At 69.8% G+C, this 21,675-nt stretch carries 18 protein-coding genes and 3 pseudogenes; 7 read left to right on the top strand and 14 right to left on the bottom strand.

Translation table 11 applies throughout. The features are described from left to right. Positions 1-97 precede the first annotated feature (97 nt). Together ACQEV8_RS25830 and ACQEV8_RS25825 are read left to right on the top strand one after the other, a co-directional pair. Complete coding sequence (locus ACQEV8_RS25830) at positions 98-274, top strand: hypothetical protein (RefSeq protein ID WP_432964526.1); 177 nt, start codon at positions 98-100, stop codon at positions 272-274. Beyond that, positions 275-837, top strand: a pseudogene (locus tag ACQEV8_RS25825) (hypothetical protein); the annotation flags it as partial. A gap of 22 nt (positions 838-859) precedes the next feature. On the opposite strand, the gene ACQEV8_RS25820 reads toward ACQEV8_RS25825, so the two are convergent. Further along, positions 860-1,588 (bottom strand): hypothetical protein, encoded by a 729-nt coding sequence (locus tag ACQEV8_RS25820; RefSeq protein WP_432964523.1) that lies wholly within the window; start codon positions 1,586-1,588, stop codon positions 860-862. Positions 1,589-1,633: 45 nt separating this feature from the next. Beyond that, positions 1,634-6,288, bottom strand: a pseudogene (locus ACQEV8_RS25815) (RHS repeat-associated core domain-containing protein). Between the two features lie 140 nt (positions 6,289-6,428). Here ACQEV8_RS25815 and ACQEV8_RS25810 point away from each other — a divergent pair. Further along, positions 6,429-6,782 carry a hypothetical protein gene (locus tag ACQEV8_RS25810; RefSeq protein ID WP_432964520.1) on the top strand — a complete coding sequence of 118 codons (354 nt, stop codon included), beginning with the start codon at positions 6,429-6,431 and terminating at the stop codon, positions 6,780-6,782. 65 nt (positions 6,783-6,847) lie between these two features. Here the strand turns inward: ACQEV8_RS25810 and ACQEV8_RS25805 are convergent, their stop codons facing one another. From ACQEV8_RS25805 to ACQEV8_RS25760, 10 genes and pseudogenes are all read right to left on the bottom strand, one after another. Next, positions 6,848-7,075, bottom strand: coding sequence for a hypothetical protein (locus ACQEV8_RS25805; protein ID WP_432964517.1), 228 nt, complete (start codon positions 7,073-7,075; stop codon positions 6,848-6,850). A gap of 397 nt (positions 7,076-7,472) precedes the next feature. Further along, on the bottom strand, positions 7,473-7,940 hold the full coding sequence (locus ACQEV8_RS25800; RefSeq protein ID WP_432964514.1) for a pilus assembly protein TadG-related protein: 468 nt from the start codon (positions 7,938-7,940) through the stop codon (positions 7,473-7,475). An 11-nt stretch (positions 7,941-7,951) separates the two neighbouring features. After that, the gene (locus ACQEV8_RS25795) at positions 7,952-8,395 is read right to left on the bottom strand and encodes a TadE/TadG family type IV pilus assembly protein (RefSeq protein WP_432964511.1); all 444 of its coding nucleotides are present in this window, start codon (positions 8,393-8,395) and stop codon (positions 7,952-7,954) included. Continuing rightward, positions 8,396-8,776: a TadE family protein gene (locus tag ACQEV8_RS25790; RefSeq protein ID WP_432972987.1), complete on the bottom strand. Its 381-nt coding sequence runs from the start codon at positions 8,774-8,776 to the stop codon at positions 8,396-8,398. It abuts the gene before it with no gap. Positions 8,777-8,895: 119 nt separating this feature from the next. Further along, complete coding sequence (locus tag ACQEV8_RS25785; protein WP_432964508.1) at positions 8,896-9,147, bottom strand: hypothetical protein; 252 nt, start codon at positions 9,145-9,147, stop codon at positions 8,896-8,898. Positions 9,148-9,205: 58 nt separating this feature from the next. Next, positions 9,206-10,129 carry a type II secretion system F family protein gene (locus ACQEV8_RS25780; protein ID WP_432964505.1) on the bottom strand — a complete coding sequence of 308 codons (924 nt, stop codon included), beginning with the start codon at positions 10,127-10,129 and terminating at the stop codon, positions 9,206-9,208. Further along, positions 10,126-11,106, bottom strand: coding sequence for a type II secretion system F family protein (locus tag ACQEV8_RS25775; RefSeq protein WP_432964502.1), 981 nt, complete (start codon positions 11,104-11,106; stop codon positions 10,126-10,128). The genes ACQEV8_RS25780 and ACQEV8_RS25775 overlap by 4 nt, the downstream gene beginning before the upstream one ends. A 5-nt stretch (positions 11,107-11,111) precedes the next feature. Next, positions 11,112-12,418, bottom strand: a pseudogene (locus ACQEV8_RS25770) (CpaF family protein). Continuing rightward, the gene (locus ACQEV8_RS25765; protein WP_432964499.1) at positions 12,415-13,302 is read right to left on the bottom strand and encodes a hypothetical protein; all 888 of its coding nucleotides are present in this window, start codon (positions 13,300-13,302) and stop codon (positions 12,415-12,417) included. Before ACQEV8_RS25765 ends, ACQEV8_RS25770 begins: the two are co-directional and overlap by 4 nt. Before the next feature lie 17 nt (positions 13,303-13,319). After that, positions 13,320-14,063 carry a hypothetical protein gene (locus tag ACQEV8_RS25760; protein ID WP_432964497.1) on the bottom strand — a complete coding sequence of 248 codons (744 nt, stop codon included), beginning with the start codon at positions 14,061-14,063 and terminating at the stop codon, positions 13,320-13,322. 455 nt (positions 14,064-14,518) lie between these two features. On the opposite strand from ACQEV8_RS25760, the gene ACQEV8_RS25755 reads away from it, so the two are divergent. Beyond that, complete coding sequence (locus ACQEV8_RS25755) at positions 14,519-15,238, top strand: hypothetical protein (RefSeq protein ID WP_432964494.1); 720 nt, start codon at positions 14,519-14,521, stop codon at positions 15,236-15,238. Between the two features lie 14 nt (positions 15,239-15,252). Here ACQEV8_RS25755 and ACQEV8_RS25750 read toward each other — a convergent pair whose 3' ends face one another. Further along, positions 15,253-15,684: an SMI1/KNR4 family protein gene (locus ACQEV8_RS25750; protein ID WP_432964491.1), complete on the bottom strand. Its 432-nt coding sequence runs from the start codon at positions 15,682-15,684 to the stop codon at positions 15,253-15,255. Between the two features lie 273 nt (positions 15,685-15,957). Here ACQEV8_RS25750 and ACQEV8_RS25745 point away from each other — a divergent pair, with 273 nt between their 5' ends. Genes ACQEV8_RS25745 through ACQEV8_RS25735 form a run of 3 tightly spaced genes read left to right on the top strand, consistent with a single transcriptional unit; the run spans position 15,958 to position 20,432 of the window. Beyond that, positions 15,958-17,952 carry a hypothetical protein gene (locus ACQEV8_RS25745; RefSeq protein WP_432964488.1) on the top strand — a complete coding sequence of 665 codons (1,995 nt, stop codon included), beginning with the start codon at positions 15,958-15,960 and terminating at the stop codon, positions 17,950-17,952. After that, positions 17,942-19,204 (top strand): hypothetical protein, encoded by a 1,263-nt coding sequence (locus tag ACQEV8_RS25740; protein WP_432964485.1) that lies wholly within the window; start codon positions 17,942-17,944, stop codon positions 19,202-19,204. The genes ACQEV8_RS25745 and ACQEV8_RS25740 overlap by 11 nt, the downstream gene beginning before the upstream one ends. 31 nt (positions 19,205-19,235) lie before the next feature. Beyond that, positions 19,236-20,432, top strand: a complete 1,197-nt coding sequence (locus tag ACQEV8_RS25735) for an acyl-CoA dehydrogenase family protein (protein ID WP_432964482.1) — start codon at positions 19,236-19,238, stop codon at positions 20,430-20,432. Here ACQEV8_RS25735 and ACQEV8_RS25730 read toward each other — a convergent pair. Then, positions 20,429-21,655: an LCP family protein gene (locus tag ACQEV8_RS25730; RefSeq protein ID WP_432964479.1), complete on the bottom strand. Its 1,227-nt coding sequence runs from the start codon at positions 21,653-21,655 to the stop codon at positions 20,429-20,431. The genes ACQEV8_RS25735 and ACQEV8_RS25730 overlap by 4 nt on opposite strands. Positions 21,656-21,675 lie beyond the last annotated feature (20 nt).

Below are 21,675 nucleotides of genomic sequence, written 5' to 3'. Positions count from 1 at the left end.
CACTGACACTTCCAGAATCTTGACGGAAGTTACCGATATCGGCGTTGCTGAGTCCCTGTGCCAGCCCCAGCTGCTCTGTTTCCCTCATGCCGTCGGCGTGGGAAGCGACAAGAAGCCTGCCAACGGCGACACCGCGGGGAACACCGGTAGCGACGGAACCCTCTCGGCGTCCGTCTCCGACATCCAGGTCTCCTACCCGGAAGGGGGAGACGGCGGCGGCGAGAAGGGGAACCTCGGCACCGTCGACCCCAACTGGGAACCACCCGTCTCCTGAGACTGCGGCCGCATCATGTTCTGGGGCGACGCCGGCGAGATGCCGGACGACCCGAACGCGCCCTCCCCGCAGACGCTCGCCGAGTACTCCTACGACAAGGTCAAGGCCCCGGAAACGATGGTCGACCTGAAGCGGGAGGGCAAGTCCACGGTCAACCTGCCCACCTGGGTGTGGCTGGACAAGGGCACCTTCGAGGACGTCAGGGTCCGCGCCGAACTCCCCAACACGGGCCTCTGGGCGGAGACCATCGCCAAGCCCGTCGAACATCCACCTGGATCCAGGCACCAAGGACGCCGAGGTCTACCCCGCCTCCGGCGACTGCCAGATCAACGACGACGACTCCATCGGCACCCCTTTACACCAAGGGCGACGCCGAGAAGACCCCGCCGTGCGGCATCCGCTACCTCCGCGCCTCGAACGACACACCGTACGAACTCTCCGCCAGCGTCACCTGGCAGATCACCTGGGAGGGCTCCGACGGCTCCCGCGGCGACCTCCCCGACGGCACCTTCGAGACCACTCAGGACATGGACGTCCAGGAAATCCAGTCGATCAACCGCTGAGGCGAACAGCGAAGGAACCGCTTCAGCGCAGGCTGGCCTCGGTGAAGGAGAGCAGCTCTTCGAGGCTCATCTCGCGCCGTCCCGACTCCCCTGAGAGCACCCAGGTGCCGGACCACTCGATGTGATGGACCGCGCCCTCCCTGTTCTCGTACTCCACGAAGCCGCCCGGAGAGTCCTCTAGCTGGGGGATCTCCTGGAGGAGGATCTTCGGGTAGGTCAGGGCGCGCCCGGGGTTGGTGCTGCCGCCTCCCGTACGGGGGTTGTCGAAGCGCATCTTCACGAACGGCACGGCATCGCGGCCGATCTCCGCGGGCCGGAGCATCTTCGTGTACCGGGCTTCGGCCTCGGCGAGCGTCTCCTTTCCTGAGAACTCGCACGCGTAGGCGGGGAAGACGATGTGCGTCACGGCCGTGAGCTCGGGGTTCTGCGCCTTGTGATGACCGTGAACGGCCGGTACGGCGGCCGCGACCGCGTCGAACGCGTAGCCGGGAAAGCCGAAGGCGTCCGCGTGACCGATGAAGCGGCCCTCGCCGATGAGCTGCTTTTCGTGGTCACGGGCGAAGGTCAGCACCGCCTGGGCAAGGGACTCGTCATGCTTGCCGCGCTGATTGGTCTGAAGAAGGCGCGTTCCGTCACTGGTCAGGGCTCCCGCGAAGTGCAGCACCGGGTTCAGGCTCCACTTCCACGCCCGGTCCAGGCCTTCGAGCGGAGCGACGTTGGGGAAAGCCTCGATGGTGGACAGCAGATCCATGGTTCCTTCCAGGTTGGTCTAGGTGACGCGCGCCGGGCGCGGACGTCAACTGCAGGAGTAGTTCGGGCCGGTTTCCTGGCTGTATCGGGCCTCCATCATTGCCCCTCCACGCGAGTTCTTGCTCTTCTCCATGGCCTCCATGTTGTCCGGGTCGTTGTAGAAGTCGTTCCGGGTCGCACGGTCGGTCAGCCTTCCCTCCCGGTTCCAGTGGTCGACGACGGCTTCCCGGTGCTCGTACGTGACGGTCTCATGGAAGGGTTTCGACCCAGGGTTCGTCGGGTCCCAGATGACGTCACCGTTAGAGTCGAACCAGGTCAGCTGGTCGCGAGGGATCTTCTTGCCGTTCGCGTCCAGCGGTCGCTCACCCTGCTGGACTCCTTCCATGGTCCAGTTCTTGGCCATTTCGTCGTGTGTGGACTCGCGATAGCCGGACGGGTACTCCGACTTGCGGTTGTGCGCCGTGTCAGGGGCGTCGGGATCCCTCGCGTACTCGCCGTTCTCGGGGTTGCGATACAGGCCGAGCGGGTCGATCCAGCGATAGGGGTTGGGTACGTAGGCGGTGTCGTTGGGGGCCGGACCCAGGCCCAGCGGATCCGGCGTCGCGTAGTGCCCGGTCTCGGGGTCGTAGTACCGGTGGTGGTTGTAGTACCAACCCGTCTCGGAGTCTGCGTACTGGCCCGGGAAACGCAAGGGACAGTCGACCCGACCGGCCCTTTCGTCCTCTTCCTCCCCAGCCACGGCCCCCATGGGCAGTGGAAGACCCCAGAGAGTCCTGCGCCGCTGCCGGGACAGCTCGCCGTCCGCGGAGACGAGCTCGGCCGGGGCACCGGAGAGATCGTTGATCACCGCGTGAAAGCGGGCCTCGCCCTCAGGGACACCCGCCCGACTCGCCAACGCGCGTTCGATCTGTGTCAGCGCCAGGTGGGTTCCGGGTGCGTAGTCCCATGTGGTGCTGTGCCCCGTGGAGGTGACCTGCTCTGCCAGCCGCGGCCCGTCCCATGTGAAGCGGGTCTCCTCGGCGATCGCGTCGTCCGCGGCGAGGCGTTGCTTCGCGACGCGACGGCCCGCCGGGTCGTAGAGATAGCGCCACCGAGCTCCGTCCGGCGTGACCGTGCCGACGAGCTGACTCTGGCTGTTCCAGGTGTAGGTCCGTACCCGCTTCTGGCCGTTGAGCAGCCGCCGGACGGACCTGACGATGCGTCCTTCCCCATCGCGTTCGTACCGGGTCCTGCCGCAGCGCCGGATGAGGGTTCCGGTGAACTCCCTGGGCACGTCGTCGTTCCCGGTGGCCGGGGTCGAGGCGGCACTGAGGTTGCCGGCGCCGTCGTAGGCATAGGTCTCCGTCCAGTCTCGCGCGTGGACGGTGGTGACTCGCCCTCCCGGGTCGAGGTCGAATCGACGGGTGCCGGTCGTGAGTTCCTCGAGTTCGGTGAGATGCCCGTCGGCCCGGTAGGTGTAGGCGCGGTGCTGGAGGAGGGTGTCCGCGCCCTCCGAGTGCCGGGAGAGACTCTGGCCTGTGAGCCGGTTGGCGTCGTCCCACGACTGTCCGAGTGTCACCTGGTGCGGCAGATCGCGGGCCATCTCCCGTCCGACGGCGTCGAAGTGGAAGCTCATCCGGTGGCCGGCCGACTCCAGCACGTCCGGGTGCCCGGCTGCGTCGTACGACCAGGTCGAGACGATGCCGGACGGAGTCTGCCGTTCGATGCGACGGCCGAGGGCGTCGTAACGGTACGTTGTCGTCCGCCCGTTGATGCTCTCGGCGAGCAGCCGTCCCGCGGCGTCGTGCCTGCGTTCGACCCCCACCTCGGGTCCGGCCTGCTCGACCAGACGGCCGACAGCGTCATAGCGCAAGAGGGTCGTCTGACCGTCGTGCCGGACCGAGGTGGTGCGGCCGAGTGCGTCCCTTCCGAACGAGATCGTCTGGCCGGCGCCGTTGGTGAGACCCACCAGCTCGCCCATGGCGTTCACGTCGTACGTGAGGGTGCGGCCGTTGAAGTCCGTCTCGGCGACGACGCGGTTGGCCTCGTCGTACGCGTAATCCCAGGTGTTGCCTTGGGAGTTGCTCACCTGCACGAGGTTCAGCTCGGTGTCGTAGGTGAAGGTGTAGCGCGAGCCGTCGGGACGGGTACGGACCGAGGCCAGGTGGAAGTGCGTGGGCGTGTAGCTGCTCGTGTTGCCCGCCTGGTCGGTGTACGTCACGAGGTTCCCGGCGGCATCCCACTCGAACCGCTCGTCAGGGCCGTCCCCGGTGCCGCGCCGGGCCAGCCTGCCCTCGACCGTCCAGCCGAGCCTCGTCTCCCGGCCCAGGGCGTCGGTGATGGAGGTGACCCGGCCGAACGCATCGTGCTCGACAAGGGTGGTGCTGCCGACGGGATTGGTGAGACTCACAGGAAGCCCCACGCCGCTGCCCACGGCGCGGCGCCGGTGTCCCAAGGCGTCCTCGACTCCGACGAGGAAGCCGGAGGCGTCGTACTCGTAGTGGGTCTCGGCACCGAGCGGGTTGCGGGTGGCGGTCCGGTTGCCACGTTCGTCGTAGGTGTGGTGCCACACGACGCCTTCCGCCTCGGTGACCTTGACCGGCAGCCGAAGGTCGTTGTAGACCGCTTGCGTCGCGGAACCGTCCGGCCGTGTGATGCCGGTCAGGTTGCCGGCTCCATCGTATGCGTAGCGGAAGGTGTGGCCGAGCGCGTCGGTACGGGCTGTGAGTCGTTCCGCCAGGTCCCATTCATTGCGGACGGTCTCGCCCCTCGCGTTGGTGACCGACACCAGTTGGAGGCGTTCGTTGTGACGGTAGGCGGTGGTCCGGCCGAGCGAGTCGGTGTAGTGGGTGGCCCGGTCCTCGACGTCGTACGCGATGGTGCAGGCGAGGACACCGTCGGCGCCCTCGCCCCGTATCACACGGTCCTGGTCGTCGTAGGCGTACCGGTACCAGGAGCCGATTCTGTCGGTCCAGGACTCGATACGTCCGGCTATGTCGTAGCCGAACTTGTAGGGGAGCCCTGAGGAGTCGAAGATCTCCGTCAGGTCGCCGGCCTCGTCGTAGCCGTAGCGGAGAATGGTGGTGCCCTCGGGCCCCTCATCCGGATTCCGCAGCCGCAGCCGGACGATGCGGCCGTCCTGGGTGTCGACGTGGACGTGATAGCCGCCGGAATGGCGCACGGCGACCGGAGCGCCGTCGCGGGTCCGGTCGAAGTGAACACGGTTGCCGTTGCGGTCCGATATAGCGGTCAGCGGAAGAGTGAACGCCGGACCGCTCGTGCCGCGTGGGTGGAGCGGGGCGAAGTGCCTGGTGATGCCTGTCCTCGGATCGGACACCCGCAGCGCACCCGGTTGGTCCTCGTCCCAGGTCAAGGGCAGCTGTGGCCCTGAGACGGGCATCACGGGGCCCTCGGGCGCCGGAGCCGGATAGCAGAGGATCATCCCGTCCTCGCTGGCGAACAACACTCCGTCCTCGTCGAGCTCCAGCCGCTCGTCGAATGTCGAAGCCCAGGACTCGCCGAACCACTTCCCCAGTGGTACGTGGACAGGTGGGTGCGGCTGAGGATGACGGGGAGGGTGCCGGGCAGTCCCACATCGGTCTGCTCGATGAGCATCTCGCCCGAGACCATGTCGATGGGATCGCCGTTCTTGCAGCGCCCCTCGGCCGGCTTGCTCTTGCCAACCGTGTCATCGGCCCCCTTGCGGAGGCCCCTCCCCAACCCCTTGGCCATGGCTTTCAGGCCGCCTTTACCGAGCGCCTTCATGCCCTTGGCCAGCCCACCGAGAGTGGTGAGGCCTTTCATGCCGGGTATGCAGTCCAGGGCCGCGAGTCCCACGTCCCATAGGGACGCTTGTCCCTTGGAGTATTTGTAGAGCGTGTCTGCGAGGACGACCGCGGCCGCGATCAGCACGATCGCGCCCAGGATCGGCCCTCCGATGATCATCGCGACGATGCCGACGACCGCGACGACGACTTTGCAGACCGCGACGATGGTGTCCCAGTTGTCGGTGAACCAGTCGCCGACCTCCTCCCACCACGACCGGTTCTGGATACCGGCGTCCGAGGCCTCGTCGATCTTCGACTTCGCCTCACGGGCCGCCTCATCACGCATCGTGCGCGCGTCCACCGCCATCTTCTTCGCCGCGGCGAGAGCGTCCTGCGCGTCGGAGACGTCCGACTGCGCCTTGGACTGGGCCGACTTGGCGTGCTGCACATCACGGGTGGCGGCGCGGACCTTCGCCTCGTCCGGCTTGTCCGCATCCGACTTACTGCCCGTCGGGTCGTCCTTGTACTTGTCCGCCTCCTTACCGGCCCGCGTCACCCACGAGTCGGCCGAGGTCAGCTTCGACTGAGCCGAGGAGAGGCTGTCGCGCGCCTCACGGCCCTTGACCAGCGCCTTGTCCGCCAGCGACTGCGCACGCTCCAGCTTCGGCCAGAAGTCCGCCAGCGCGTCACCGCACATCTCGTACGACTTCTTCAGCTTCTTCAGGTTCTTCGGGACATCCGCGAAGTCCTCCTTGAAGACGTCCGCCGACTTGCCCGCCCACTCCAGGAGCGTGCCCTCCCCCGCCATGCCCTTGACCAGACGCAGCGCATCGGAGACATCGTCGGCGAAGTCGTGCAGATGCTTCGCAAGCGAACGCACCCGCTGCGGATCACCAGGGGTCGGGTCCTTGTCCAAGTCCAGAACATGCCAGTCCGTCGGCCTGTGCCCCGCCATACCGCAACCCCCGTCACGCGCACATCAACGTCAACAACCGTATGCACACGTGAACTTACAAGGCACAACCGTTCGACGGAAAGATCGGCTCGCGGTACGGTTCAGGTGGGATCAGAGTGTCGGACGTTGGGGACTGCCGTATGGGCAAAGGCAAGAGCGACCTCGCGCTCCCGCTGACCGAGCTGGAGGGCTACGGGCGCCGGCTCCGTTCCATCAAGACCCGTCTGAATCACACCAAGAAGCTCTTCGAGTCCTACAAGGACGACATCGGCGACGGCAGTGTCAATGACGCGCTCGATGATTTCGAGTCCAACTGGGAAGACGGACGCGAGGACATCACGCAGCAGCTCGATGCGCTGGCGAGTATGTCCGATGCCGTGGTTCGCGAGTTCAAGAAGCTTGATGACGAGCTCGCCAAGAAGGCGAACGACGCCATGAAGACCGAGGACAAGCGCGGCGGTAAAGGCGGTAAGGGGGACAGCGGGGAGAAGTAGACCGCTGTCCGAGAGACATGGAAAGGCCCCGGATCCGGAGATCCGGGGCCTTTCGCGCGCCTGCGTCAGGAAGCGACCGCGGCGTTGAGGTGCAGGTCCGCCGCGATGCCCTGGGGCGAGACGGAGAGGCCCGCGCCGCCGCCGAGGCCGGCGTTGACGCCGACGGCCGAGGTCTCGAGGTAGAGACCGGCCGCGGCGCCCGCACCCGCGGCGGCACCCGCCTGGCCGCCGGCGATGGTGTCCAGCTCTGCGTCGGACATCTGGGCGGTCTCGATCTGCGGGGTGAAGGCCATGGGGGGCGGTTCCCTTCGTTCAATAATTCGAAGTGCTCGAGCGCAACCGATCAAAGCACGTCGGGAGAAGGGGCGGCCAGTCAGTGCTCAGGCGTGCGCGGTGGTTTTCGGAAGCCGAATTCACCGGTGTGACCATGCGGTCACCGAGCACCCCTCCCCCTTCACATCTTCCGCCACTTCGCGGTACACAGATGTATTGCGCTGCGGGGGATATGAGTCGAGTTCGGTCCCTGCCCGAGATCGCCACGACCTCACAGTGAACGGTGTGCAGATTCGTCGAATGTTCCAGATCAGCGGTTCACCGACTGGATCCCCTGCACCGTCACGTCCTGTGTCGCACCGAATGTGCCGTCGGGGAGGGGTGGGGGGATCGGTGCTCAGTGAGAACGTGAGGGCCTCACCCGACCTCGTTCTCCGCCACCGCCTGCCCGTGGACGACCACATCGCCGGAGTAGAACATCCCAGTGAAGACCGGGGCATAGGTGAGCTGAACCTCGACCTGCACCTGCTCGGCGTCCGCCGCCACGCAATGGGTCGCTGCGATGTCCGGGCCCGTCATGTCCATCTCGCGGGCGAATGCCTTCACGCGGGCATCGCAGTTCCCGAAGTTGATCGGGGCGGGGCCCTCGTTCTCGTAGAGGGCGTCGCGGTCGATGTCCTGGGCGGCGTAGCGGGCGGCCTGTTCGGCGATGTCGGCGGCGCGCTCCCGCTTGGAGATGGACAGGCCACCGTCGATGACGAAGGCCGAGAGCGAGATGAAGACGAGCGCGAAGATGATGACCGCGCCGGCGCCGGAGCCCTGGTCGTCCAGCCGTTCGCGGCGGGACGACAGCCAACGGCGGAGGGCGCCGCTTCTGAAGGACATGCTCAACTCCCTCAGCCCGCCTTCCTCTTGAACGGGTCCAGCGGTGCCGTGAAGGAGCCGGACATACTCGTCTTGATGTCCAGGCCGACCAGCGCCAGGCCGCGGACCTGGCAGCTCACCTCGACGGAGAACAGATCGGCGTCGGCGAAGCCCGCGCTGGTCTTGGTCACGTTCACCGGGCCCGTGCAGACGTCCGTGAGGTTGGCCTCGGCCGCCTTGTGCGCTTCCGCCATGGCGCTGCCGACGTCCCCCTGGAGCGATCCGGCCCGGGCCGCGTCACGCGCGGCACCGTCGATCGCTCCCCGCCCCTCGACCATCTGGCCGAAGGCCACCAGGACCAGGATGAAGAGGATCATCACCGGAGCGAGGATCACGACCTCGACCGTGGAGAGGCCCCGGTCGTCCCGCTGTGCCTCGACCGCGGACCAACGGTCCTGCGGGGAAGAGACGTTCACCTAGTTCCCCTCATCCCGCACGAACCGCTCCACTGGTCCCACCGACTGGGCGTGCACGGTCAGATCCAGCCCGGGGAACACTGTCGGGACCCGTGCCGTGATCTCCACACCCACCGTGGTCTGCTCCGGCTGGAGCATCGCCACGTCGGGTGACAGCACCAGTTTGGGGCCCAACTGCCTGATGTAGCTGTCCACCACGTCCCGGGCCTCGCCCCGCCAGGCGCCCGGTTGTTCGTCGGCCGTGGCGCGGGCCTTGCGGGCTCCGGCCTGGGCCGCGGCCTGGGCCACGTGGTCGGCGAAGAAGTACAGCGCGAACTGCACCGTGGCGAAGATCATGAAGAAGAGGACCGGGGTGAGCAGCACGAACTCGATCGCGGTCATGCCGGAGTCGCCGCGGGCGGCCGCCGACTTCCGTACGGCCTCCACTCTGCGGCGTACCCATCTGCCCACGCTCACGCGCAATCCCGTCAACCCCGTCAACCCCGTTGTCCGTACGACGCTCAGCAGGTGCCGCTCTGGTTGGCGCCGTTGATGCAGTTCTCGACCTTCTCGGCACCACCCTCCAGCGCGCGGTTGATGATCGCGGCGACGACGCCGACGATCGCCACCACGACGGCGGAGATGATGACCCATTCGACAGCGGAGGCCCCGCGGTCGAGTTCGCCGGACCGGGCACGGTCCACGCGGCCCTGGAGGAAGACGACCAGGAAGTCCACGGCCGGGATGCCCGTGTGGAAGTTGCGTCCGTTCATGGGAGGTGGTCCTCTCAATTCAGCTGATTCTGTAGGCAGTCGGTTGGGCAAGCAGCTGTCACACCTGGAACACCCGCATCGCCGCCGGGTAGATCAGGAACACCAGGAAGCCGGCGCACAGCAGCAGCTGGGCCACAAGCATCGACTGGGACTTCTCACCGGCGCTGCCCTCGATGTCGGCGAGCTCGCGGTGCCGCATGGTCTCGGCACGGGAAGCGAGGGACTCTCGCACCTTGGCACCGTCGTCCGCGACGAGGGCCAGGGAGGCGGAGAGGTCCTTGAGCTCCTCGACGCCCAGGTGCTCGCCGAGCTGGCCGAGCGCCTGCCACTGGCTGATGCCGGTGATACGGGCGTCGGAGAGGGCGTTGCGGATGCGCTGGTTGGCCCAGCCGTCGGAGATCTCGGCCGCCGCCATCAAGGCCTCGGGGAGGCCTCGGCCGCCGGCCAGGCTCATCGACACCAGGTCCAGGTAGGCGCCGATCACCCGCCGCAGGTCGCGCCGCTTCTCGGCCGCGTCCCGCCGGACCTCCAGGTCGGGCAGGAAGAAGAAGACCGCCGCGAACAGCAGTGCCAGCCACACCGGGATGATCGGGCTGTCCGCGATGGCCAGCGTCCAGACGATCGCGAAGAGGAACGGGCCGAAGAACAGACCCGCCACACCCAGCAGCACCTTCGTCGCCAGGAACTTCTCCCAGCTGCGGTCCAGGACCGCCAGGTCCGCGCGCAGCGAGCGCTGCTCCCAGCCCTGCTGCAGGTAGAACTCGGCGACGCGCTCGCCGACTTCGCCCCGCAGCGAGCCCAGGCGGCTCTCGTCCGCCTGCGTCCGCGCGGACTCGTATGCCGAGCCGCGCGCCCGCATCGCGTCGATCCGCGCGACCTGTGAGATCGCGCTGCGCTTCGACGGCATCAGGGCGCGTACCAGGACGTAGATCCCGAGGCCGATGACCGCGCCGACCGCGATCGGCATCGTCAGGTCGTTCATCGCCGTACCCCCTCTTCCGGCTGGAGCGACTGCTGCCCGGGCGGGCGGGGCCGGACGAACTGGACCGACGCCTCGTCCCGGACGAGGAAGCGCTCGGGCGTCTCGATGGTGGACAGCTTGCGCAGCCACCAGAAGCCCAGTGCGAACAGGGCGCAGACGCCGGCGAGGACGACCTGGCCGAGCGGGGAGCCGTACGGCTCGACGAACTCACGGTTGAAGATCGACAGGCCGAGGACGAAGGCCACCGAGACGGCGACCACGATCTGCACCGACCGCCGCGTGGACGACCGCTGCGCCATCACGCGCTGCCGCATGTCGACCTCCTCGCGCGCCGACTTCGCCAGCGCGCCGAGCACCTGGCGCAGGCCGGGGCCGCGCAGGCGGGCGTTGAGGATCAGGGCCGCGACGATGATGTCGGCGGAGGCGTCGTCGATCTCGTCGGCGAGGTGCTGGAGCGCCTCGGGCAGCGGGGTGCGGGAACGCAGGCGGTCGACGAGGGCGTCGAGGTGGGGGCGCAGGACAGGGGCCGCGGCGCGGGCGGAGGCCGGGATGGCCTGTTCGAGGCCCACCGCGCCCGCGATGGTGTCGCGCAGCGACTCCGTCCAGGAGGCGAGGGCCTCCACACGGCGCATGGCGGCCCGCTCCTCGCCGGCGCCGCCGAACAGGCGGTCCCAGAAGAAGACGAGGACACCGGCCGCGATGCCCGCGACCGCCCAGCGGGTGAGGAGGAGGACGACGAGACCGACGATGGCGGCGAGCGAGCCGCGCTGTCCGGCGAAGCGGATGAGTTCGCTCGCCCGCTCGGCGGCCTTCTGCTTCTCGTGGTCGGGCTTGGCGGGCAGGCCGCGTACGGCGACGAGCAGCAGCGCGATGCCGCCGCCGACGGCGACGCCGCTGCCTATCGAGTACAGGACGGTGGTGGAGAACAGGCCGCCCATGGAGCCGAGCGAGCCGAGTGCCGCGAGAGTCGTGTTCATTCCTGTCACCCCCAGGTCCCGGTCGGCCGGTAGCCGTGTGCCATCAGTTCCTCCACGCAGGCTATGGGGGCGTGCGGCACGACGCGGCCGTCGGGAGCCTCCGCGAACACCTCACTGGACAGGACGCGTCCGTCGACGCCGTTGACCTCGCGGACGGAGGTGACCATGCGCTGGAGGCGGCCGCCGTTGCCGAAGTTGTTGCGCCGCTGGATGAAGACGACGAAGTTCACCGCGCCCGCGATCAGCATCTGGCTGGCCTCGATGGGCAGCCGCTCGGAGGCCTGCAACGCGTAGGTGGAAATACGGTTGAAGACCTCGTGGGAGCTGTTGGCGTGGATCGTGGACAGCGAGCCGTCGTTGCCCTGTGACATCGCGTTGAGCATGGTGACGATCTCGTCGCCGAGGACCTCACCGACGATGACGCGGGAGGGGTTCATGCGCAGCGAGCGTCGCACCAGCTCCGCCATCGAGATCATGCCCTGGCCCTCGGAGTTGGGCAGGCGTTCCTCGAAGGCGACGACGTTGGGGTGCAGGTCGGCGAAGGTGTCGAGGCCGAGCTCCAGGGCCCGCTCGACGGTGATGAGGCGCTCGTTCGGGGGATCTCGTTGGCGAGGGCCCGGAGGAGCGTCGTCTTGCCGGCGTTGGTGGCGCCCGCGATCATGATGTTCTTGCGGGCACGGACCGCGCAGGCCATGAAGTGGGCGACCTCGGGCGTCACCGTGCCGTTGCCGACGAGGTCGGAGATGAACACCTTGCCCATGCGCGCGCGGCGGATGGACAGGGCGGGGCGCCGGGTGACGTCCATGACGGCCGACAGACGTGAACCGTCGGGGAGCCTCAGGTCGAGCTGCGGGTTGGCCGAGTCGAAGGGGCGGGAGGACAGACCCGAGTACGCGCCGAGCACCTGGATGAGCTCGATGAGCTCCTCGTCGGTCTCGGCGACGGGGTCGGCCGTCACCTCGCGGCCGTCGGCGTACCCGACGAAGACCTGGTCGTAGCCGTTGATGTCGATGTTCTCGACGTCGGGGTTGTCCAGCAGCGGCTGGAGCCGGCCGACGCCGAACAGCGCGGCGTGCACGGCGGCCGCGTACTGCTCCTCGGTCTCGGCGTCCAGCGGTGTACGGCCCGCGTTGATCTCGGCGCGGGCGTACTCCTCCAGTATCTGGGCTATGACGGCACGCGCGTAGTGCCGCTCGTCCTCCGTGGACATCGGAGTGACGCCCGCGACCTGGTCCTGTCGGCGTTGTTCGGCGATCCTGTCGCCGGCGTCCTGGCGGAACCGCTTGACCAACTGGTGGTCGACAGCGGTCATGCGCCGGCCCCCGCGTGGCCCTGCATCTGGCCCGGGTGCTGGGGCTGGTGAGGCTGGGGGGCCTGGTTCGCCTGGGCGGAGGCGGCCCAGGCGGCGCCGTACTGCTGGTAGATGTCGGCCGCGACCTTGCGGGCGGTGCGGATCAGCAGCGACTTGTCGAGCCGGCCGCGCCTGCGGCCTGCCAGCTGGTCGGCGCCGGCCGGGTCGTCGGCGATGGTGCCGACCACGCGGGCGCCGGTCTGGGCGTGCACGAGCATGTCGTTGACCTGCGAGGCGAGCTTGGGCGCCGTGCCCGTGTCGGCGATCAGGACGACGCCGATCATCGGGGTGCCGAGGCTCGCGGCGCCGCGCGTTCCGCCGTGCAGCTTGCCGGCGAGGGCGGCGGCGCGGTCACGGACCCGGGCGATGGCCTCCGGCTCGGTGCGCGAGATGAGCAGCACGAGCGCGGCGTGCGGGAACAGTTCGACGGCGGGGGTGTCCCCGCTGACGCGTCCGCAGTCGGCGATGACGTCGGCGGCGGCGTTCGGGGAGTCGGCGAGGGAGGCGAAGGCGTGCCCGAGGGTCGGCCACAGTCCCGCGAGGCCGGCCGCCTGCTCGGCGATTCCGAGACCGACGAGCACTTCGAGGCCGCCGCTCAAGGGCTGTACGTGGTCCCAGAGCTGGTCCGGCGCGAGTCCGCGGCGCGCGGTGGCGGCGATGGACAGCATGCCGGTGTTGGGGTTCAGCGGTCCGCCGTGTGCTGCGGCACTGCGGTAGACGAGGTCACCGCCCGCCGGGTCCGCCTCGGCGAGCAGGACACGGCGCGGCCAGACCGCCGAGAGAGCGACGGCCGCGGTGGTGACGCCGGGGGAACCCTTGTCGGCGGCGAGAGCGATGAGCGCCATGGGGTGGGTGCCGCCTTCTAGTTGCCGGAGTTACCGGAGACGAGAACGAGAGCGACCTCACTGTTGGAGGCAGCCTGGGCCAGATCGGCGGCCTTGTCGCTGTCGACGGTCAGGGTGACCGCCAGGTTGGTGCTGCTGACGATCTCGTCGCCGGAGCCCTTCGCGTCCGGGACGGACGTGACTCGGGCCTGGTCGACGATGACGGAGTTGCCGGCCGTCGACGAGGACGAGTCACTGCTGCCGCTGTTGCGGGAACCGGCTCCGGCGTCGGCGGAGACGCGGTAGGCGGCGACGGTGTCGCCCTGCTTGATGCCGGTCGGGTACTGGCCCGCCTTGAGGGACAGGCCGACCGTGGCCTTGCCCGCCTCGACACCGGCCTTGTCACCGAACATCTCGCCGACCGCGACGACTCCGCCGGGGATGGTGCTGACAGCCTTCAGCTTCTCGAGACCCTTGCGCTGGCTCCACAGGACGTAGTTGATGTCGGCGTCCTCGGCGACCATCACGGAGGTCGTGTTCGACGAGTCGGCCGAGCCGCCCGCGGGGATCGGCTTGGTAACCTTCACGACCTCGATCCGGTCACCGGCCTGCAGCACGAGCATCGTCGCGCCCAGCGCACCCACCAGGATGAGCAGCACCGCGAGCGCGGCCAGTGCCGGTTTGCGCTCGCGAGGCGGTGCGGGAAGGCGGTCGCCGACCGACGGCTGAGCAGGAGCGGCGGAACGACCTGCGCCCGCCCCCGTACGCTCTTGGATCTTCACGCAACCGCTCCCCGTACACCCAAGATGATGTATGTCAATTTGCCTTCAAAAGTGGACACTTCACCCGCGCCTGTCTCGCCCGGAAACTGCGGGACGGGCCGGACGTACCCGCCCTACCTGGGCGAATAGCCAGCACTGGGGGTGAGTGTCAAGCCATCGCACCGTATCAGCCGCGCATAAGCCCCTCAAGGCACGTCCTGCGTCCTGAACCTCACGACGCGCACCGTTATCCATCTGCAACTTCGGGCCTGGACAAACCCGTTGATGGCGGCGCGCCGTCAGGTCGTTCACGGGGCGGCTCCCTGTGCGGCAGCGAATCCGCCCCGGAGCGACGGACGCACGGCAACAGGCCCTTTCGTCACGCGTCGACCATGAGGCCCACACGATTCACTCACGTGGGCCGGGATTTCACCGTGCCATGATCTTCGGTCTGCCTACCCCCACAAGGAGCCTTTATGAAGCGGGCCGCGCTCGCCGCCTCCACCCTGTCCCTGCTCTCCCTCGCCACGCTCACGGCGTGCGGCGGAGGCGCCGAGTCGGATTCGGCGACCGGTGAGCCGAGGCCCACCGCGTCCCGGGCGAAGCAGGTGACTCCGGCCGAGCGGCTGGCGAAGCTCATGGTCACGAAGAAGGACGTGCCGGGGCTCTCCGTGAGGCCCGCCTCCAAGAAGGACGACGAGTACGCCTTCGCCCAGTCCCCGGACGACGTCACGGTCGACAAGCCCGCCTGCGCACCCCTGGTCTACGCGATGAACCAGCTGCCCCTCGGCGAGTCTCAGGGCGACCTGACCCACACCATCCTGGAGGAGAGCCAGTTCACGTACATCACACTCACGACGTACGCGCCGGGCAAGGCCGAGTCCGCCTTCGCGGGGCTGGCCAAGGGCGTCGGCTCGTGCGGCGGTGGTTTCACGGCGAAGGCGAAGAACACGGCCACATACGACTCCGCCACCAGCGAGAAGCCGGTGGCCGAGGGTGGTGACGAGTCACTGGCCTTCCGCTCCACGATGACCGTCAAGGGCATCACCCACACCATCCACGCCCAGGCCGTCCGCGAGGGCGACGTCCTCGCCGTCTACTTCTCCGTCGACGGCATGGCCATGGTCCAGGACAGGCCGGGCGACGCGAAGCTCCCGGCGACGGTGGTGAAGGCCCAGAACGCGAAGCTGGGCTGAAGGGCCGGGTTCCGCTACCGGTACCAGTTTGCTCCGTCGCTCCCCAACGCCTTGCGCAGATAGCTGCCCAGGTCGGGCGCCACGAGGCTGCGTTCATCCGTCTCGTGGTCCCAGACGTGGACGCTGCCGTCGCCGAGGTCCTGGACGAAGGCGAACTGGTCTCCCCCGCCGTTGTCGCCGAAGAACAGCAGCGGGTCGAAGGGGCGGTGGAGGAGACGGAATTCGGGCCGGGTCCGGAAGGCGAGGTCGTCGTTCAGGATGCGGTCGGCCGCCCAGACGATGTCCTCTCCGTAGGGGCCCTCCAGCCCGTCGGTCTCCAGGAGGAGGAAGCGGAGGGTTGGTGGCAGGGGGCTGCCCAGGGACGTCTCGATGGCGTGGAGGGCGGCGTAGGGCGCGGGAGGACGCCAGGGGCCCGTCACGAGGTCCTCCAGCGACTCGCGCCACATGCCGACCCTCACTCCCTCCCGTGCCGAGCCCGGCAGACACCATCCATCCTTCCACCAGCCGGTGTTCACCGATCCTGATCACTCCCGCCCCGGCAGCCCGCAACGTGTAGCACTCGCGAAGCCCGCGGGTAGAGTGCCGCCCGGACAGCGATCGGACCACGGGGGGCCACACCGGTGAGAGCAGTCACGGCAAGCGGGGCATACGCAGTACACATACGGTCATCGAGCAGCGACCGGCTCCGTTTCCCCCGGCTGTTGCTCGCGCTCTGCGCCATGGCGGCTGTCTTCGCAACCGCCACCCCGGCCCGAGCGGTGGAGGCCGCGCCCGCCACCCCGGCCCGAGCGGCGGAGGCTGACACCCCGGCGCCCGTCACCCAGGCCGCCTACCTCGCCGACCGCCTCCGCGAGAACCCGGTCCACGTCACCGACCAGCTGCCCCGCGAGATCCCCCGTTCCACCGCCCCCGACTTCGCGAGACTCGCGAAGAAGACCGGTGTCCCGACCTACGTCCTGGTCCTGCCGTCACAGAGCAGCACGGACGCCAGGCAGTTGCTCGGCGTGGTGCACGACCGGCTCGGGCGGGACGGGCTGTTCGTCCTGGTGGACGAGAACGGGGTCGTGGAGGCGACGGCCTACGGCGTGCGCGTACCGGCCGACGCCGCCTCGACCGTCACGATGTACGAACTGCCCTATGACGCGGGCCCGTTGCTCAGCCTCGAGAAGTTCGTCGAGGTCATCGCCCAGGGCGGCGAGAAGGCCACGGCACGGGCCGAGGCGGCGCGTGAGACGTACCGGGACGACGAGCCCGCCGAGATGTACATCGGCCCGTCCGACCGCCGGAACCAGTCGTTCGTCACGGGCATCCTGCTCACCGGCGTGCCCTTGACGATCCTCCTGGTGGCCGGTTACGCGAGGCGCCGCCGCCGTCGCTCCGGGGCGGCCCGGCGCGTCCCCCGGTGGGTCGTCCCCGGCGCCGCCGTCCTCAGCGCCGCGGCGATCGCCCTCACCGCCCCCGTCGTCTTCGACCAGAGCAGGTCGAGCGCGTCGGAGCCACCCTCCCCGGCCGACCTGTCCGCCCGGGTCGACCGCGTAGCGGCGGGCCTGAGGAAGGACCCGGTCTACGCGGACCCGGAGAGCCGGAGGGTCCTCGACTCCCGCCGACTGGCCCGGCTGCACGACCGGATCCGCGACTTCCGGCGTTCCGACGGCGGGGGCCCGGTGTACGTCGCCCTCGTGCCGCAGACGCCCGCGAGCGAGTCGGCCGGCGACTCGTGGCTGTTCGCCGCCGCCGTGCACGCGAAGGCACGCCAGGACGGGCTGTACGTCGTGGCCGACCCGGACGACGGCACGATCGACGTCTACAACTACGGCCTGCGCATCGACTCCGACAGCCTGTCCTTCGACCTGCCGGACGCGGTCACGTTCGGCGACAGCAGGGCGGACGAGGCCGGCGACCATCTCCTCGGCGAGCGCCTCGACACGCTCATGACCTTCGTCGACAAGGCCCCGCGCACGGACCGTCCGGACTTCGAGTCCGCGCCGGCCCCCGCTCCGAGGGCCGAGGACGAGGACGCCCTCCCGCCCCTGTTCGCCACCGACTTCACGCCCGGCCTCTTCGTGGGCGCCTTTGCGGCCCTGTTGCTGTCCGGTGTCGCGGCGGGCGTGATGTGGACCGCCGGCCGTCTGCTGCGGCGCCGCGATCCCGCGCCCGAGGCCACCGACCGCCTGCCCTTCACGGCCCCGACCGAACCCTCGGCCTCCTACCTCCGGCGTACCGCGTACACCGAACTCATCGCACTCACCGGCGAGTTCAGCGATCCGGACGACCGCACCCGCGCCTGGGACCACCTCGACGCGGCGATGCTCCTGGTCGACGGCGACCCCGACCGCGCCAGGAGGTCCGGGGCGGACCCCGCGACCCTGGTCGCCGTCATCGTGTTGGCGCGGGCGGGCCGTGCCGCACTCACCGGCGACGAGACCGACCTGTGCTGTGGCGTCAACCCCCTGCACGGCCCCGGTGTGCGCCTCTCCCACGTGCGGGTCTCCGCCGAAGGCACAGGCCGGCGCCTGCTTCCCGTCTGCGCGCTGTGCCGCGACGCGGCCATCGCCGATCCGGTCGGGATGCCGGACCGGTTGATGAGACTGCCCGCCCCCGCAGGCAGCGGCCGCGTGCCGTACTACGACGCGACCGACGGCCCGCTGACCGCCGTACCCAAGGGAATCACCCGGCTCATCGAGAAGGTGAGGGAGACCGCAGGTGTCCACTGACGTCAAGCGCCTGATCACCGTCCTCGCGGCCCTGCTGCTGGCCGCGCTCACCACCACCGCCGCCCGGGCGGCGGACGGCGACAAACCGAGCGCCGGGCAGCGCATCGCGAGCGCCCTGCGCGGCTCCCCCGTCTACGTCGACGAGGCGTACGCCGATGCCGTACCGCCCTCCCGGCAGAGGCAGCTGGAGCGGCAGATCCGCCGGACGGGCCTGCCGATCAAGGTCGTGCTCACGCCCCTCACCAAGGGCGACGCCTTCGACGGCGACTCCGATGTTCTGGCGGGCACGGTCCGTGACCGTTTCCCGGATCAGCGCGAGCTCGTCCTCATCACGACGGACGGCGACTTCGCGGACTCCCTGGACGGCTACGAGTGGCCCGCCGACACCCACCAGGCCCGGGACGCCGTGGCCGCCGCCGGGTTCCTGGACGAGACGCGGGACGCGGGACTCGCCGACCTGACCGGCAAGGCCGTCGAGCTGGTGGCCGAGGGCAAGGGCTCGCAGCGGTACGAGGAGGCGATCAAGGACCTGGACGGCTCGGCGACGCCCTCCGCTTCGCCGGACGGCCCGGGCGACTCGGCGGCTTCCTCGGCCGCGTCGGACTCGGGCGGATCCGCCTGGTGGCTGCTCATCGGCGTACCGGCCCTGGCCCTGGCCGCCCTCGCGGCCCGGGGCGGCATCCGTGCCCGCAAGGCGGCTCCGGCCGTGCCGCAGCTGGTGTTCGCGACGGCCCGCGCGGCCGACGAGGCGGAGCTGCGGCGCCGGGCGGAGGCGGAGGTCCTGGCGCTCGGCGAGGCCACCCAGGCCGCCGACCTCTCCACGACACCAGGGCTCCAGCACGCCCTCGACGCGTACGCCGCCGCCGGCAAGGTACTGGACGAGGCCCGTGGCCTGCCCGACCTGGCGGGCGTCCTCGCCCTGGTCCAGGAGGGCGAGGACGCCCTGACCGGCACCGCCGACACGGCCCTCCCCCGCTGCTTCTTCCACCCCCTGCACGGCCGCGCCGCCCTGCGCACCGGCTGGCGTCCGCTCGGCCGCCGGGACCGGCTGGACGTGGCGGTGTGCCAGGGGTGCGCGGACGCCCTGCGGGACCGCCGCGCCCCGGAGGTGCTCACCGACACGGACGAGGACGGCCGTACCGTCCCCTACTTCGAGCTGCCGGCCGAGCGGAGCGTATGGGCCGCGACGGGGTACGGCTCGCTGAAGGCGCCGCTGGCCGGGATCAACTCCCGGAGGATCAGGGCCCGTTGACACCGGGCCCGGGGCAGGTCACGGTGCAGCCATGACTTCGGGCACGCGAGACGCCGTACTGCCTGTACCTCCCACCGACACCGGCCTGGTCGAGCGGGTCCGCGGGCTCGCGCCCCTCGTCCGCGGGCACGCCCTGCGCACCGAACGGGAGCGGCGGGTGACGCGGGAGGTCGTGGAGGCACTGACCGGGACCGGGATCCAGCGGATGAACGTGCCCCGGCGGTACGGCGGTTACCAGAGCAGCCTGCGGACCCAGGTCGACGCGCTGGCGGAGCTGTCGGCGGCGTGCGGTTCGGCCGGTTTCATGACGCTGATCCAGGCCGGCTGCGCGTACGTCGCCGCGCTCTTCCCGGACGAGGCGCAGGACGAGATCTTCACCAGCCCCGACGTGCGCGTCGGCGGCAGCCTGATCCCGAGCGCGACGGCGGTCCCGACGGGCGACGGCGGCTATGTGGTCAACGGGACCTCGCCCTTCGCCACCGGCTGCCGGGACGCCGACTGGCATCTGCTGACGGCCCGGATCGAGGGGCGGCCGGAGACGGTGTGGACGGCCGTGCCCGTGGCCGACCTGGAGATCCTCGACGACTGGCGGGTGTCGGGTCTCGCGGGCAGCGGCAGCAACAGTGTCGTGGCACGCGATGTCGTCGTACCGGCCCACCGCGTGCTGCCGGTGGCCCCGCTGCTCGGCGGCGAGTTCGCGTCGAAGGCCAACGCGGACGACCCGTTCTACCGGGTGCCGGTGCTGCTGATGTTCTGCGTCTGGGCGACGCCGAACGCCCTCGGCCTCGCCCGCTCGGCGCTGGCGGAGTTCCGCGAGCGGATCCACCGTCGGGGCATCACGTACACCTTCTACGAGCGGCAGAACGAGGCGCCCGTCACGCATCTGCAGACGGCCGAGGCGGCGTTGAAGATCTCCTGCGCCGAGCATCTGACCGACGAGATCGTCACGCTGCTCCAGACGCGGGCGGCGAGCGGGGAGCCGTACACGACCGAGGAACGGGCCGGGGTCCGGGCGCGCAGCGGCTATGTGGCGCGGCTCTGCCTGGAGGCCGCCGATCTGCTCGGCTCGGCCTCGGGCGCCTCCTCCCTCCACGAGGAGGTGCCGATCCAGCGGGCCGTGCGCGATCTGCGGGCGCTGAACCTGCACGCGTTCGTCCATCCGGCGACCAACCTGGAGCTGTACGGCAGGGTGCTGGCGGGGCTGGAGCCGGGGACGCCGTTCCTCTAGCCGCCGCTGCCCGATGTGCCGGGCGGCCGGTCCTCCCGTATCGCCGCGAACAGGGCGCGGGCCCGCCGGTCGTCCCACTTCACCGCGCTGCCCTTGGAGGTCCGCAGGTCCGGGTCGGCCACGGGCACGTTGAGCTGGCTGCCTTTGCCGGCCGTGGCCTTCTTCATGGCCTCGAACAGCTTCATGAGGTCGGGCAGTTCCGTGCCCTCGTCGACGATGAGCGTGTCGAGGCCGGCGTTCAGGGTCGGGAAGGACTTGGACGGGTCGGCGAGAGTGGACGGGGTGGCCGCCTTGTCGGCCAGGGCCGCGAGGAACTTCTGCTGGTTGCGGGTACGGCCCAGATCCCCCTGGGCCTCCTGCTTGCGCTGCCGCACGAAGGCCAGTGCCTCGGAGCCGTCGAGGGTCTGGCAGCCGGCCTGCAGATCGGCGCCGGAGTCCTTGTCCCGTACGGCCTTGTCCAGGCACATGTCGACGCCGCCGACCGCGTCCACCACCCCCACGAAGCCGGCGAAGCCGATCTCCGCGTAGTGGTCGATGTGCACGCCGGTGTTGCGTTCCACGGTCTGCACGAGCAGGTCGGGGCCGCCCAGCGAGAACGCCGCGTTCAGCTTGTCGGGCGTGGCCCGGTAGCTCCTGCCGGTGTCGGGATCGACGTAGGGCGGGAGGGTCACCCAGGAGTCGCGCGGCAGGCTGAGCATCGTGGTGCCGTTCGCCCCGGTGTGCAGCAGGATCACCGAGTCGGTGCGGCGGCCGTCGGTCGAGCCGGTATTGAGGTCCTTCTTGTCCTGCTCCGAGAGGCCGTCGCGGCTGTCGGAGCCCACGACCAGGTAGTTGGTGCCCTCGCCGGGCGCCACCCGGCCGCTGAGTGTGCCGAGGTCGACGTCCTGGTTGAGCCGGGTGTCGGCCCAGACGTACGTACCGGCGCCGGCGAGGGCCAGGACGGTGGACAGGACGGCGGCCGTGCGCACGAGGCGGCGGCTGCGTCCGGCCCGGCGGCGCGGGTTCCTGCTGCCAGGGTTCGTGCCTCCAGGGGCCCCGCTGCCGCCTCTTCGTCCACGCTCCTGGACGCCACTGTCGTAGCGTCCGGGCGCGGCCGACGAGGACATGCCGGGCAGGGGTGCGGTCCGGGTCGACGGCGGGGGCACCATCGGGGACGAGGACGGGACCCTTCTCGGGTCCTGCCCCGCCCGGTGGTCTCCCGGATGGTCGGTCCAGTCGCTCATCGGCCCGTCCTGCTGTGAGG

Origin of the sequence: Streptomyces sp. CA-179760 (assembly GCF_050937045.1) — a bacterium.
Classification (GTDB): Bacteria; Actinomycetota; Actinomycetes; order Streptomycetales; family Streptomycetaceae; genus Streptomyces.
This window is presented reverse-complemented; position numbering and strand designations above follow the sequence as displayed.